Here is a 14894-nt window from a genome sequence, read left to right on the forward strand (position 1 = left end):
CAGAATTCATAAAATTCCACAAAACCTTTTATATACTTAATTTGCTTGTTACAACGGACAAAGGACCAGGTGGTAGACAACATGTTAAAAAAACGGGATTTGCATGAATGTCATTCATTGTACAGTTTATTGACGGACCCCGCAGTTTCTCCCTACGTTCGTTATCAATGCCAATCAGTGGAAGAATACTTATTTCTGACCAAACAATTGATCGCCGAAGAAGAACAGCATACGGTCATTTCACGCACCATCCTGAATGAAGCCGGTCTGCCGATCGGAACCATTGATTTGTATCAGATCGTAAATAACACCGGGTTCCTGGCCACGTGGATCGGGGCGCCGTATTTTGGAACCGGGTACAGCCAGAGAGCAAAATCTGCCTTCTTTGTTGAATTGTTTCTCAAACATGCGATTGAAACGATATTTTTAAAGATTCGCAAGCAAAACATTCGATCCAGCAAAGCAGCCCAAAAACTGCCGTATGTCAGATTAGCCAATGAATTGTTTCACGAAGTATACCAATCGGTTAATGCCGGAGAACCAATCTATGATCTGTACTATGTGGAACGGTCCGCCTTTATGGAGAGCCATATCGATCTGCACCAAGTGGTGGCAACGTAGCAACAGACATGAAAAGGAACTCGCCATGATTCTGTATGGAGACTTGTTGGTTCAATGAATATAGTTTGTGCTATCAAAACAAAACGTTTGAAACGATAAAGGTTATCTTTTGCCTATCAGGCTAAAGTATGACCTTTTTTTGATGGACAGGCTCTGTTAAAGGTTTATAATTGACCATTATTGTAAAACTGTCTTGGTGATAAGGCTGTATTATGAGCTATTGAATTCATTTATATATGATGTCATGACTCTCTACTTTTCCGTCTTCATCAAAATGAAGTTGCAATAAATTAACCTTTACCCCTAATCCTGCACTTCCGATGTAGTACAAGAATTGTCGTGATGGTTCAGTTAACTTTTCTGCCGGTTCTCCAAGCAAGTCAATAATTTCATTCTCTGTCATACCCTTAAGTTTGTACTTACTTGTTAAACTGCTTATCATACCGTCTCTCTTCTCCGGTTCTTTATTCCACGTTTCTTGGTACCGTTATCCCAATTTCAGACCAGGGACTGATCTGTCTCATCGCTTGTTTCGTTAGAATGGTCATATATTGAAAATGATGTTAACGATTCATCAAGATGATGAATCGGAAAGGTGGATCAGTGGCGAGTAGAAGAAGCAAAACAAAGAAGGCGGCGTGGCTCGTTGTCCTCGCTCTTATTCTAATCAGCGTGGTTGCGTTGGTTTTCCCGACGTGGACACCCGGTATTGAAGGAGAGCGCAGCATCAGCACCTTGGAGCAAATCGAAATTAACGGCTCGAAACATCGAATCATGATCCGCGGCCATGACCGCGATAATCCAGTGATTATTTTCGTGCATGGCGGTCCGGGATCGTCAGAAATCGCTTATGCCGCAAGCTTCCAGAACTTGTGGGAGCAACATTTCACCGTGGTCAATTATGATCAAAGGGCCAGTGGGGCCTCCTATCATTTTTTTGAAAACTACGATGATTTGTCGTCCAAGGTGTTAGTCGAGGATTTGCTCGCTATTACCGACCATGTCTCCGAACGTTTGGGGCAAGACAAGGTCATCCTCATCGGTCATTCCTACGGTACATATGTCGCAGCACAAGCTGCACAGCAAGCCCCTGAGAAATATACAGCTTACATCGGAATTGGGCAGCTTGGGAATGCGACGGAAAGCGAAATCGATGCATTGGAGTATGTCATCAACGAGGCGCGGCGGGTTGGCGATGAGGGGAATGTGCAGCGTTTGGAGCAGATGTCTGAAGAAATCCGCAAAGGGACTGCCCTTACGCCGAGATCGTACGTAACCAAGTATGGCGGTGCTTCCAGCAGCGGGGAAATGCCTGACGGGAACGTGTTCGACATGATTATGGGGAGCGAGTATAACCTGCTGGATATCATCCGCTATTACGTTGGAATCCTGAGTCACCAACAAGTGCTTCTGGACGAGGTGTTTGACACTCCATTGTCCACGGCCGTGACAGAGCTTGACCTACCCGTATATTTCGTAATGGGTAAATATGATTATATGACTTCATCCGCTGCGGCCAGAACATACTTCGATCAGTTAAATGCCAAGCAAAAGCAATTCATTGCCTACGAAAATTCCGCCCACTTCCCGCATATTGAAGAAAAAGACAGATTCAGCGAGTGGATGATCACCACCTTTGCAGAGAACTAACCTATATAAGTAGAACGAATGATGGTTAAACGTAGCCGCTGAGTGATGAGGAACATCTTCCGATCGCTGTTATCCCCACATTCCAAATGAGATCAGGTCAGCCGACAGGTTGGGCCTTCTTTGTTGTTCCGTGAAGAAACTTGGCAGGCCGAGGTTGTAATCATATAAATTCACGTTGGAAATGATGATTCCTCCACGTCATTGAGACTTGTAAAATGAAGCTAATGATCATGACAAGGAGAGGTTTAAATGGAAAAATCAGACGTTTCAATGCCGAAACAATCACGATCCTACCGCAATCATATTAACGATCCTTTCTGGTCACCGTATGTTGAGCTCGTTCGCAACGTCGTGGTTCCCTATCAATGGGAAGCGCTCAATGACCGGATCGAAGGGGCAGAACCCAGCCGGGCCATCCGAAATTTCCGCATCGCTGCCGGTGAAGAGGAGGGCGAATTCCATGGCATGGTATTTCAGGACAGTGATGTGGCCAAATGGATCGAGGCTTCTTCTTACCTGCTTGCAGCCAAAGCCGACGAGGTGTTAGAGCAGCAGCTGGACGAAGTGATTCATACGATCGCTTGCGCGCAGCAGCCCGATGGATATCTGAACACGTATTTTACGTTGAAAGAGCCGGGTCAACGCTGGACCAACTTGGCCGAATGCCATGAGCTCTATTGCGCCGGTCATATGATCGAGGCAGGTGTCGCCCACTATGAAGCAACAGGGAAACGCACCTTGTTGGACGTCGTCGTCCGGTTGGCCGACCACATCGTCGACGTATTTGGCCCCAAGCCGGGACAATTGCAAGGTTACGATGGTCACCAGGAAATTGAGCTGGCACTGTTCAAGCTCTACAAAGTGACCGGCAATGCGACGTATCTGGACCAGTGCCTGTATTTTCTCGATCAACGAGGTCAGCGGCCGCATTATTTCGTCCAAGAATGGGAAAAGCGTGGGAAAAGCGTACATTTCGGCGGACTGGATATGGTTCATCATCACGAATACTCGCAATCCCATCTGCCGGTACGTGAGCAAGACGCGGCTGTTGGGCATGCCGTCCGTCTGGTATATATGTGTTCTGCCACGGCTGACGCTGCGGCCGAGACGGGGGACGAGTCGTTGAAGCAGGCCTGCCGCCGGTTATGGAACAGCATCGTCGGCAAACGGATGTACATTACGGGAAGCATCGGTTCGTCCGCGAAAGAGGAAGCGTTTACAGGAGACTATGATTTGCCTGGAGATACGGCGTATGCCGAGACCTGTGCTTCGATCGGATTGATGTTTTTTGCTTGCCGCATGTTGAACCTGGAAGCGAACAGCATCTACGCCGACGTGATGGAACGCGCGCTGTACAACACCGTCATTAGCGGCATGTCTTTGGACGGCCGGCGTTTTTTTTACGTCAATCCGCTGGAGGTGCATCCGCATTTGCATCATGCCAATCCCAATTACAGCCACGTCCGTTCCCGGCGTCAAGGTTGGTTCGGTTGTGCATGCTGCCCGCCGAACATTGCCCGGTTATTGGCATCACTCGATCAATATGTGTACACGGTCAGTGAAAATGAATCGACATTGCATGTACAACTTTATATCGGAGGAGAAGGCGTTTTCTGCGTAAACGGGAACGAGATTCATGTACAGATGGAGTCGGACTATGCTTCGCAAGGAAAAGTGACGATGAGGTTCACTCCACAAACTTCGCATGACGTCCACTTTATTCTTGCACTGCGCAAGCCGGGCTGGAGCGGTACTCCTGAGATCTCCATCAATGGTGAGCTGGATCCGAGCGTTGAAATGGATGAAGATGGTTACATTCGTCTGGAGCGTTTATGGGCTGCGGGGGATGAAGTGCAGATCCTGTTTCCGATGCATGTGCTGCGGATGAAAGGCCACGAGGGCATACAGGATACGTTTGGCCGGGTAGCCGTGCAGCGGGGACCGTTTATGTACTGTCTGGAAGAAGCCGACAACGGGGAAGGCCTGTATCGGATTTATTTGCCGCGCGAGAATGAATTCAGGGTGGGGAGCGGTCAGGGGAATCCCATGAACGTGCCGGACCTGACCATTGCTGCCAAAAGGATGCAGACGGATGAAGCATGGGGCGGCCAACTGTATCGCAGCGATGCGAAATGGGGCGTGCACGATACGGATATTCGCTTGATTCCTTATTTTACGTGGGCCAACCGGGAGGAAGGCGAAATGAGGGTTTGGATTCACGAGTGGCATGGTGACGGACTTCACTGAGAGGGGTGATCGGTGCTGTAGCGATACGGGAATGTGGAAAAGAAAGATGATCCGAGGGTGATGAAGAGGAGGTACGCGCATGCAAGGTAAAAATGCCGATGAAGAAGCCGGAGCTCTGCCTGTACCGGAAGTCGACGCAGAATCTCCGAGCGAATCGCCAACCAATCATCCAGTCGATGAAGTGCCCGTGGATTAAGCCGTCAATCAATCCATTGCCGACACGGAAATCACGGTTACCGTTGGCGAACCGATTCCATTGCCGGATATCGTCGCCGTCACCTACACGGATGGCAGGAACGCTGATTTACCTGTCGTATGGGAGCGCATTGCGGAAGAACAGCTTGCATCCCCGTGAACGTTTGCGTTGCAAGGGACTTTAAAAGGCAAGGATTTGAAGGTCGCGGCGACGATCAAGGTTGTGGCCAAAGCCGAATAATGACATGATTTTGGCGTAGCGGGTCACAAGACCGCCTGATGACATGAAGGGAAGCTGTTTGCGGCAGCATGCATCCTAGTCATCAGGCGGTTATTTGGCGTGCATTTGCTGAATAACGCTCGGTCTTTTGTCACGATTTTGCGGTCATTTCGATACCGGTGAATTTGCTGCGGAAGGTAGAAGGAGAGATGCCTTCTTTTTTCGAAAAACAGGAGGAAAAATAGGAAACATGATTGAAACCGACCTCTTCCGCGATGCGGGAGATAGACCACGCCGTCTGCAGCAGCAGTTTTTTGGCCTGTTCCAGCCGATAATGAAGCAAATACTCCATCGGGGTCATGCCATAGACCTTAAGCATGCTGCGAGCCAAATAATTTGGATGATAGTTAAGGTCCTGCTGCAATAGGGGGTTGGAGATGGGATGGGTATAGTTTTGGCGAATATATAGTTCGATTTTTTCGGCGATCCGGATCGCCGTGGCATCCGCCAGCGAAGACAGGCCAAGGTCAAGGTGCTGCATGAATTGCTGAAACGCGGCTTGGCGCTTCCAATTGCGCATGGATTGCGGCTCCTGATCGAGCTGGGAGAAGTGCTCAAGCATCTCCATTTCTTTGGGGGAGATTTTCATATGTTTTGGAATGAAGATGGAGCAGACGTCGCAGTGGTTCAAGTACGCGCTTTTTTTGTGGCTCTCCATCAGCTGCGCCTGGTTTGCCAGACACTCGTCCATATCGGCCGATTCTTTCCAGCTCCCATAGGTTTGAAAATGAATCCAGATCAATTCGGTCTCTGCTTCGCACGGAGCGCTGCCATAATGATGCCCATCCGGCTTGAGGATGAGGGCTTCGCCTGCGCGCAGGCGCCATTCGATCCCGTTTTCACCCAGGGCCAGCGTGCCCTTGGTAACGACAACCAGGTCAAAAACACCGATATCGCTGCGGCTGATATGATGCTCGCCTGCTTCGTAACGGGCGCGTCCGCAATCAATGAAATAGGGGATCGGCGGGGTGATGAAATGAAGGATGGGCGAGTTCAAACAGGGCACCTCCAACAGGTTGGAATATTTAAAATTCATGTTGGCATCGAGCATTTCCTTTTTATGATACAGCAAGTAACATAGAAAATAAAGCGCTACCATTTAGAAGTTATAGGCCACACATCGGTTTGGAATCCATGATGGAAAAGGGGACTGGGACATGAAAAAACAGTTGATTTGGGTTGGGGTTTTCCTGCTGGTCATGATGACTGCCCTGGCAGGCTGCAGCGCAAAACCGGAAGCGTCCGACGGGACGGGGGAACCGGGTTCAGGCGGCGAAACCAAGCTGATATTTTGGACGTTTGTGGATGCACACCAGAAGTTTTACGAGAGCATGGCAGAGAGCTGGAATGAAGAACATCCGGACCAGCGCATCGTGCTCGAAGCAACGACGATTCCTTATGATGACATGCACACCAAGCTGCTTCTGGCACTGCAGTCAGGCGTGGGGGCACCGGATCTGGTGGACATCGAACAGAGCAAATTCCCGAATTTCATGAAAGGCGTGCCACAGCTCGTCGATCTGACGGACATGATTACGCCGGAGCTGAATAACATTGTACAGTCGCGGGTGGACATCTACAGCAAGGACGGGAAGTACTATGGCATCGACTACCATGTCGGAGCAACGGTCATGTATTACAACCAGGACATTTTGAACGAAGCCGGGGTTAACCCGGATGAGATCAAGACGTGGAGCGATTTTGAAAAAGCTGCGCATATTGTGCTCGAAAAAACGGGCAAACCGATGATCACGTTCGAAGGCAACGGGAACTGGTCATGGTGGCCTGCCATCAGTCAACAGAAGTCCGATCAGATTGACGAAAACGGCAATGTGACGGTCAATGCGCCAATCAACGTGAAGACGATGCAATTTTTCCAACAGATGGTGAAAGATGGCGTAGCGGCTGTTGCTCCTGGAGCCGGACATGATACGGAAGAATATTTCGGATATATGAATCAGGGAAATGCGGCGGCCGTGTTTATGCCGTTCTGGTTCATGAACCGTTTTACTGACCATATTCCCGACCTGAAAGGTAAAATGATCATTCGCCCGATGCCGGCCTGGGAAGAAGGCGGCAACCGTTCTGCGGGCATGGGAGGCACCGCCACTTCGATCACGAACCAATCGAAATCCGCGGATTTGGCCAAGCAATTCCTGGCCTACGCGAAGCTGTCGAAGGAAGGCAACCTCCAGATTTGGAAGCAGCTCGGCTTCGATCCGATCCGTACCGCCGTCTGGACGGATGCAGCGATGAAGGAGACCAACAAATTCACCGAATATTTCGGAGCGGATATTTTTGATACACTGCTGACGGTAAAAGACGAGATCGCGCCGGTGCATATCCGGGAGAAATCGCCGGAAGTGTTCGATGCGGTCCGCAACAAGGCTATCCCGGACATTTTCATTAATATGAAGGACCCCGAGCAAGTCCTGAATGACGTGCAGGCAGAATTAACGCGGTAGAAAGACATGAAACAACGGGCAGCCCGGAAAGGTGAATGCAAAATGCGAGCGGCTGCCCGCATCATGTTTGATTCATGGATTTTAGACAAACAGGGTGGAGGTCGATTCCGTGCAGCTTCACAATGAAACGCAGGTTCCGGCACAGGTCAGGTTTCGTTCAAGACGTAAATGGAATGCCCGGGCTTGGGCGCCGTATCTGTTCGTGATGCCGTTTATCGTATCGTTTTTAATCTTTTTTGCTTATCCGCTATATCGCGCAGGCATGATGAGTTTCCAGCAGGTGTTGCCTGGTGATGTGCAGTTTGTGGGGGTGGAGAATTATCGCAAGCTATGGAACGCCGATTTCGGGACAGCGCTCTGGAACAGCACGCGATATACGTTCTGGACGATGCTGCTCTTAATTCCCGTTCCGCTGGTGCTGGCCGTTTTACTCAATTCGAGCCGCATGCTGGCCCGCAATCTGTTCCGTTCCGCGCTGTTCATTCCCGCATTGACCTCCGTCGTGGTGGCCGGGGTTATTTTCAGATTGATTTTCGGCGAACTGGATGGCGCACTAATGAATACCATCTTGAACACCTTCGGCATTCCTAGCCAGCAATGGCTGTACAGCTCGTCCCTTGCCATGGTAGCTCTCGTAGTGCTTGCCGGTTGGCGCTGGATCGGAATCAACATGCTGTATTTCCTTTCCGCATTGCAGAGCATACCCAAGGATCTATATGAGGCAGCGGATATCGACGGCGCAGGGGTGCTGCAAAAGTTTACCCGGATCACGGTGCCGATGCTGAAACCGATCACGATCTATGTCATCACGATAACGTTATACGGCGGTTATGCCATGTTTACGGAAAGTTACATGCTGTGGGCAGGCAAGCCTTCTCCGCAGCATATCGGTTTGACGATGGTGGGTTACATTTACGAGCAAGGCTTCCAATACTTCAACCTCGGCTTCGGCGCAGCCATCGGCATCACGCTGCTGGGCATTACGCTCGTGATCAGCATGCTTCAGCTGACGATGCTTGGCATGTTCAGAAAGGAGGATTGAGATGAGACAGCGATGGGCTTCCAAACGAATCACGCCTACCTCCGTCCTACTTTTCCTGGTCTTTGCCGCACTTGCCGTGCTTATGCTGTTTCCGCTCTATGCGCTAATGCTGGCCTCGATCAAACCTGCTACGGAGCTGTTCCGTTACGGCCTTAACGTCAGGCTGGATTGGAGCATCATGAACCTGGATAACTATCGGGCCATCTTTGCCGGAGAAGGAGCGGCGGGGAATTATTTTACCTGGTACAAGAACAGTCTGGTCATAACAGCGCTGTTTACCGTCTTGAGCCTGTTGTTTTCTTCAATGGTTGGTTATGGTCTCGGTGTGTATCGGTTCAAAGGTCGGAATCTGATCTTTACACTGGTGCTTGTCGTCATGATGATTCCGATGGAAATTATCGTTCTGCCGCTGTATGAGCTGACCATTTCGCTGAAATTGATCAATACGGTCTGGGGTGTGATTCTGCCGTTCGTCGTGGCTCCGCTGCCGATCTTTTTCTTCCGTCAGTTCGCGCAGGGTTTGCCCAAAGATTTCATGGATGCAGGCAGAATCGATGGCTGTACGGAGTTTGGCATCTTTTTCCGCATCATGATGCCGCTTATGACGCCGGCATTCGGCGCGATTGCGATTTTGCAGGCGATGAACAGCTGGAACAACTTCCTGTGGCCGCTCATCGTGCTTCGTACGACAGAACAGTTTACGCTGCCGATTGGACTGGCATCATTCGTATCGCCGCTCGGTAATAATTATGAGGCATTGATTGCCGGAGCTGTGCTCGCCATTGTGCCGATCCTTGTGCTGTTTCTGTTCTTCCAGCGATACTTTATCGCCGGCCTGACGGTTGGGGGAGTTAAAGGGTGATGTTGCGGTACCAACGTGGAAGAGAAACATATATCAAACAACTGAGCAGAAAATCTTAGAGTCGCCTAACGGCGGCTCCTTTAGGTTTTCGGTTGTTTTGTTAAATGTTAGGTTATTGGCACTTGCCTTTTATTTGTTTTGCGATATTCTATTAGATTAGAGTTAATAGTAAATCTTCTGTTACAACAGGAAGTGGGGGAGTGGTATGAAAAGAATACTGAGGGTGTTATGTTTGGTGCTGATCAACTTCCTACTGATTTCAGTTGCATCCATGGAAGCTTCGGCGGAGGTCAAAACAGCGGTACATACATATAAGGAGCAACCTTACATTCAAATTAACGGCGGGGATGCAGCGGTAACTGAGAAAATAAATCAAATCTTAAAAGATCATGCGATCAGTGTAGCCAAGGCAAATAAAGCATGGAAGAATTATGATGCAGAATACTACACGAGAAACGTAAAAACATTGTACAACAATAACAAGGTTGTCTCTGTAGGCTATGTAGACGGTCTGAAGTATAATTATGAAAACAAGGGCACGTATTTTTCAGTCATCTATAATTTTGATCTTACAACAGGACAGCGAATTATGCTTAGAGATATCGTGGATTCTAAGGATAAGGAAATGAATCTTGAATATGCCATCTCCCGAAATTTGCAACTCAAGTACAGTAAAGGAATCAAAATTTACGAAAAGAGTGTTTATGATATTCGGTTAACGGATTCCACGCCTTTTTATTTCTATGAAAATGGAATTGTGATTCGGTTCTACCCTTCTGAAATTGCAGAGTATTCAGTCGGTTTTATAGATATAAAAATACCATACTCAGATTTAAACGAGAAAGGAACACATAAACTTATTAGCTATTTGGATTACTTGCGTAACCATGTGACGGATTACATAGACAGTAAGATTGATTATTTTGAGGGATATCGTATAAGTAGTATGTATTCACTTGCGAACGGGGAAGTATGGGAGCAAGTAGAGCCACGTTTTATCATGTTGCCTTCTTATTCATTGTCCTCGAAAGTGCGAATATATAAAGACGGGGCCCGTTACTATTTGTGGGTCGAAGATATGGCGGATGTGGTGGAAGTCAGAAGAGTTCATCCGGAATAGTTGGAGAAAACTAGTCTGCTTCTGCCAGAACGCTACTGACATCACGTTGTCAGTAGCGTTCTTTTATAATAATGCTATACAAAACCGTAAAAAAACATCCACACGTTAACGGAGAGAGGCAGAACCGATCTGAAGAAGCGAAGCGTTCTAAAAGCTTTCTGAAAGAAAGCTGCATCGGAAGATGATCCTGACTCGCAGTGGCCTAGTGTGATTAATTATTGCGGTTTAAATAGACCCACATAAGGAGGCACCCCAAGATGACGATGTCCCAACATGATATATTGAATGATCTGAAACATAACCCGGAGCATCGAAAGCGCCGATATTGGATCGGCTGTGTCTCGGAATCCCATGCGAAGCACGGAGTCGAACAAGGGATCGGACAGACCTGCCACGGCAAAGCGGCCAAATTGAAGCAAATGAGTGAAGGAGACTTCCTGATCTACTACTCGCCGCGCACAGACATGATGAATGGTGAGCCATTGCAGGCGTTTACGGCGTTGGGCCGGGTTGCCGACAATTCGGTCTATTTGTTTCAAATGAGCGAGACGTTTGTTCCTTATCGCCGAAAGATCCAATACGTTTCCTGCCGAAACGTAAGCATCAGAGGACTTCTCCATAAGCTCTCGTTTACCCGAGACCGGCGCAACTGGGGACAAGTCTTCCGATACGGACAATTTGAAGTCAGCGAAGACGATTTCATGATGATTGCGAATGAAATGCTGTCAGAGGACCATGGATTTCATGTTGAGCCTTCGGAAGAACAGATGACTTTGTTCTGAGTTCTTTTAAAAAGTCGCCATGTGCGGCTTTTTTTTGTACCCCTCAAGAATTCATGGATTATCCTGTTTCATGAGAGCTTTCTCTTTGCTTTTTGCGATAGTCATTGGGACTGCATCCCATTTCCTGTTTAAACAGCTTGGTGAAGTGCGAATAGTTGGTATACCCCACATGTCTGGCAATGGCATGGACCGATTGCGTGGTCGTTTCCAGAAGATGCCGGGCGGCCGCAAGACGGGTGTGAATGACATAATTGCCGAGTGAGATGCCCATCTCTTTCTTGAACAGCCTTGCGAGATAATCCGGGTTCAGGTAGACCAGATCCCCGAGGCTGTTTCGTGTCAGATCTTCTCCGTAATGAGTGCGTATATAATGGGTAATCTCGTGTACAACCGACTTCGGCTGCTCGGCAGCATTCAGATATTCCGCAGCCGTATTGACCAGGTAGGCAATGTAGGCTTGCATATCTTCAATCGAATGCAGGGATTGCATGAACAGTTGATCATTCGTTTTGCCCATATACAGCTTGTGGACTTCAATTTCCTTGCTTTTCAATTGGGCATACACCAGCTGCACCAGATCAAGACGCAGCAGGCTCAGAACAGCGGTGCCTACAATGCCTTCGTGTACAAGCTGATGCATATAACGACCGGTTTCATCCAGAAAGGACTGGAATCGATGTTCGTTCAGCAATTGCTCGAGCAATCCCAGGTCAGGCGGCGTGTAATTCAATTGGGGCCTGTTATAGTTCTCCAGCAAAAAGGTCTGGTTGCGGTGTTTGATTCGCTCTTCATTCATTAACAACAGCTCGTTCACCGTATGGCGAATCTGCCCCAGCGGCAGAGAGAAGCCGATGCTGCAGCAGGCATCCGATTTCAGGTAATTGTTCACCTCCGGGATGAACGAGCGGCACATGGATTCGATGAGCTGTACATCCGGTAACCTGTTCCATTTTAGAATAACGATCCAGTTATGATCCTTGATCTCGGTTATGGCTTCAATCGAAAATAAAGCGTCCTGAAACCGTTCGACCATCACGTTCAAACACGCATAATCAAACAGATTTTTGTCGGTTTTGCCCAGCGTATGATCATATGGAAACAGGTTCACCAGAATAGGAAGAAATAGGTCCGTTGCTTCGTAAGGCCAATTTTGTTCCGTCAAAAAAGCAGAAACATCGGCGGGGTCAGACAGCACGACTTTACCGGAGATGAGCCTGCGCCAGCTGTCCTCGATGAGCTTGCTTCTATTTTTCTGCCACAGCTCGCCTTCATCAATGGCCTTCTTAATAAACTGCTGATCCCTGGCTTTGGCAACCGCCTTTTGAATAATCAGAGTCAGCTTGTCGAATTCGATCGGCTTTAGAAAATAATCAAAACTTTGCAGCTCGATCGCTTTCTGCGCATAGTTGAAATCGGCATAATTGGTGAGAAAGATCGTTTGTACGCTGTGCGACTCCTCCCGGACCCATGCGAGCAGCTCGAGCCCGCTTCCCTGGGGCATCTCAATATCGCATATCAAAATCTGAACCGGATGGTTTCGCAAAATTTCTTTGGCTTGCGCAATATTGTAGGCCGTGAAGATCGTGTCGATCCCGAGGGCCCCCCAGTCGATTTTCTTTTCCAAAGCCATGACAACAAAGTAATCATCGTCAACCAGCAATGCATTCATGGTTTGCCACCTCTCCCGAAGGTTCTGAATTCAGTAAGATTTTAGGTAAGGAAAGCGTGATTCGCGCACCGCTTGCGTCGTTTGCAAACGTAATCGTCGCTTCATGCCGATACAGCAGCTCCAAACGTTGAATGGTATTCATAATGCCGATCCGGTTGCCGCCGGTTTGTTCCAGTGCTTCCCCGCGCACCAATGCGTCAAGAATTTCCTGACTGAATCCGGGTCCCGTGTCGGAGATCTGGATGAGCACAACATCGCCATGCTCTTGTCGCTCTTGCGTTACGGACAACGTAATACATAATTCCCGATCCCGCGAGACGCCGTATTTGACGGCATTTTCAATAAATGTCTGTATAACAAGCGGTGGCACAGCGACACCCGTGATCCCCTCGGACTGTTCGATCCGATAGGAGAAAGCATCCCGGTAACGTGATTTCTGGATGTCCAGAAACGTTCTCGCATGTTCGATTTCATTCTCCAGCAGAACGAAATTATCTCCGCTTTGAAAGATATAACGGAAATATCGGGACGTAGCCAGGGCCATGCTTTCAATCTCTTTATACATTTGCATCTGCGCCATACTGTACATGCTCGTCAGGCAATTCAGAAAAAAGTGGGGTTTGATCTGTAACTTCATATAATCCAAACGTATTTTCTGTTTCTCCAATTCCTGCTCGTAGCGATCAATCTTGAATCGTTTAATCTGGCCCACCAGTTCCTTGAACTGTGCATTGACCTGCTCCAGTTCCATAATCCGGCTGCTTTTGAGGTCTGCTGCCTCATCGCCTTCGTTAATGAGGGCTAGATTTTTGGAAAATCGCTGAATGGGAACAAGCAGATTTGTTCTGAAAAACATTAGGATTGCGCTTAATGAGCAGGTTACAATCAGAAAAAGCAGCATGATGAGCAGCTGAGCCACCATGATTTTCTCAAATGCACCAAACTTGATGACCATACGCGCGCTGAAATCCGCATTCGAGAAGTCGCTGCTGACGACATTGTGCGATTGGAGCACATCCATGAAGGAAGGCTGCGGGTCTGCCGCGTTTTCTCCGCTGGCAGGTCCGGAAAGCTGCATGCCGTTCTCATCCACCAGAGAGGCGTATCCGTTGGCGCCCAGATTCATTTGCTGCAATGGGGCAATGAGATCATCTGCAGATATCAACGCGATAAGATACCTATTGTAGTACGGCGCAATATTGATCAGATAAGAAGTACCGTTCACGTGGATAGGCGTCCAATGGGAGTAGAATTTCTCATATACCCCTTTTTCACGAGTCAAGGTGATGATCTGTCTTTTCACTTCCGAATAGTCCGAATAAGAGATGCTTATTGGCGCACAGTTGAGGAAGTATTCGCTGCTTTCCAAATAATAAAAGAAATTGTAGGACTGGCTATAGTTTCGCTGCAGTTCGGCAAAAAGCTTATGTAACTTCTCATTGGACTTCAGAAATGGAATGCTGTTTACGCCATACGTATTCATCGTGTCGAGATTTTCGTCGTTGGCCAGCGTCCATCCCATGAAATGATTAATGTAGGCAAAATCATGATTAATGCGATTAATGTACAAATCAGCGGTATTTTGCAAATATTGGGCGGATTGCTGCTTGACCAGGGAGATCGAAGCGATGCTGATGATCAGGTCCAGAACGAACACGACAAATGAAATGACGAACATCATGCGAATGTAATGCCGAATGGGATAGGGCTTGATGGCGTTCAGGTTTGCCATGAACAATGCACCCGCTTTCTGGATTGCTTCGTTATGAATGCGCTTTAATATCTCAGGAATAGTATAAAACCTTTGCTTGAAAAAAGCATAAAGATTTGCTTTTTTGGGGTTCAGAAGTCCGGAATACACATATGAAAGTCCGGATCGCGATATGTTTTGTGCCAGCAAGCATTCGGGTTACGTATAAGCGTTCAAAAAAGGAACATCAGAAGTCCGAATACCGTCCCTA

At 48.1% G+C, this 14894-nt stretch carries 12 protein-coding genes; 8 read left to right on the plus strand and 4 right to left on the minus strand.

From position 1 onward, the window contains the following. The first annotated feature begins 81 nt into the window (after positions 1–81). On the plus strand, positions 82–621 hold the full coding sequence (locus MKY59_RS13110) for a GNAT family N-acetyltransferase (protein WP_339277946.1): 540 nt from the start codon (positions 82–84) through the stop codon (positions 619–621). Between the two features lie 226 nt (positions 622–847). On the opposite strand, the gene MKY59_RS13115 is transcribed toward MKY59_RS13110, so the two are convergent. Next, positions 848–1063, minus strand: coding sequence for a hypothetical protein (locus MKY59_RS13115; RefSeq protein WP_339277947.1), 216 nt, complete (start codon positions 1061–1063; stop codon positions 848–850). A gap of 161 nt (positions 1064–1224) precedes the next feature. Between MKY59_RS13115 and MKY59_RS13120 the strand changes: the two genes are divergently transcribed. Both MKY59_RS13120 and MKY59_RS13125 read left to right on the plus strand, forming a co-directional pair. Continuing rightward, positions 1225–2271, plus strand: coding sequence for an alpha/beta hydrolase (locus MKY59_RS13120; protein ID WP_339277948.1), 1047 nt, complete (start codon positions 1225–1227; stop codon positions 2269–2271). Positions 2272–2520: 249 nt separating this feature from the next. After that, entirely contained in the window at positions 2521–4518 is a 1998-nt protein-coding gene (locus MKY59_RS13125) for a beta-L-arabinofuranosidase domain-containing protein (RefSeq protein WP_236416887.1), read from the plus strand. 566 nt (positions 4519–5084) lie between these two features. Here the strand turns inward: MKY59_RS13125 and MKY59_RS13130 are convergent. After that, positions 5085–5990, minus strand: a complete 906-nt coding sequence (locus MKY59_RS13130) for a response regulator transcription factor (protein ID WP_236416889.1) — start codon at positions 5988–5990, stop codon at positions 5085–5087. 160 nt (positions 5991–6150) lie between these two features. Between MKY59_RS13130 and MKY59_RS13135 the strand changes: the two genes are divergently transcribed. The 5 genes from MKY59_RS13135 (at position 6151) to MKY59_RS13155 (ending at position 11264) form a co-directional block, all read left to right on the plus strand. Next, the gene (locus MKY59_RS13135) at positions 6151–7458 is read left to right on the plus strand and encodes a sugar ABC transporter substrate-binding protein (protein ID WP_339277949.1); all 1308 of its coding nucleotides are present in this window, start codon (positions 6151–6153) and stop codon (positions 7456–7458) included. A 109-nt stretch (positions 7459–7567) separates the two neighbouring features. Then, on the plus strand, positions 7568–8500 hold the full coding sequence (locus MKY59_RS13140) for a sugar ABC transporter permease (RefSeq protein WP_339277950.1): 933 nt from the start codon (positions 7568–7570) through the stop codon (positions 8498–8500). A 1-nt stretch (position 8501) separates the two neighbouring features. Beyond that, entirely contained in the window at positions 8502–9362 is an 861-nt protein-coding gene (locus tag MKY59_RS13145; protein ID WP_339277951.1) for a carbohydrate ABC transporter permease, read from the plus strand. A gap of 205 nt (positions 9363–9567) precedes the next feature. Next, positions 9568–10482, plus strand: a complete 915-nt coding sequence (locus tag MKY59_RS13150; RefSeq protein ID WP_339277952.1) for an RsiV family protein — start codon at positions 9568–9570, stop codon at positions 10480–10482. A 257-nt stretch (positions 10483–10739) separates the two neighbouring features. Then, positions 10740–11264 carry an EVE domain-containing protein gene (locus tag MKY59_RS13155; RefSeq protein ID WP_339277953.1) on the plus strand — a complete coding sequence of 175 codons (525 nt, stop codon included), beginning with the start codon at positions 10740–10742 and terminating at the stop codon, positions 11262–11264. Positions 11265–11322: 58 nt separating this feature from the next. Here the strand turns inward: MKY59_RS13155 and MKY59_RS13160 are convergent, their stop codons facing one another. Continuing rightward, positions 11323–12933 (minus strand): response regulator, encoded by a 1611-nt coding sequence (locus MKY59_RS13160; protein ID WP_339277954.1) that lies wholly within the window; start codon positions 12931–12933, stop codon positions 11323–11325. Further along, positions 12914–14665, minus strand: a complete 1752-nt coding sequence (locus tag MKY59_RS13165) for a histidine kinase (protein WP_339277955.1) — start codon at positions 14663–14665, stop codon at positions 12914–12916. The genes MKY59_RS13160 and MKY59_RS13165 overlap by 20 nt, the downstream gene beginning before the upstream one ends. Positions 14666–14894 lie beyond the last annotated feature (229 nt).

This window comes from Paenibacillus sp. FSL W8-0426 (assembly GCF_037969725.1).
GTDB lineage: Bacteria > Bacillota > Bacilli > Paenibacillales > Paenibacillaceae > Paenibacillus > Paenibacillus hubeiensis.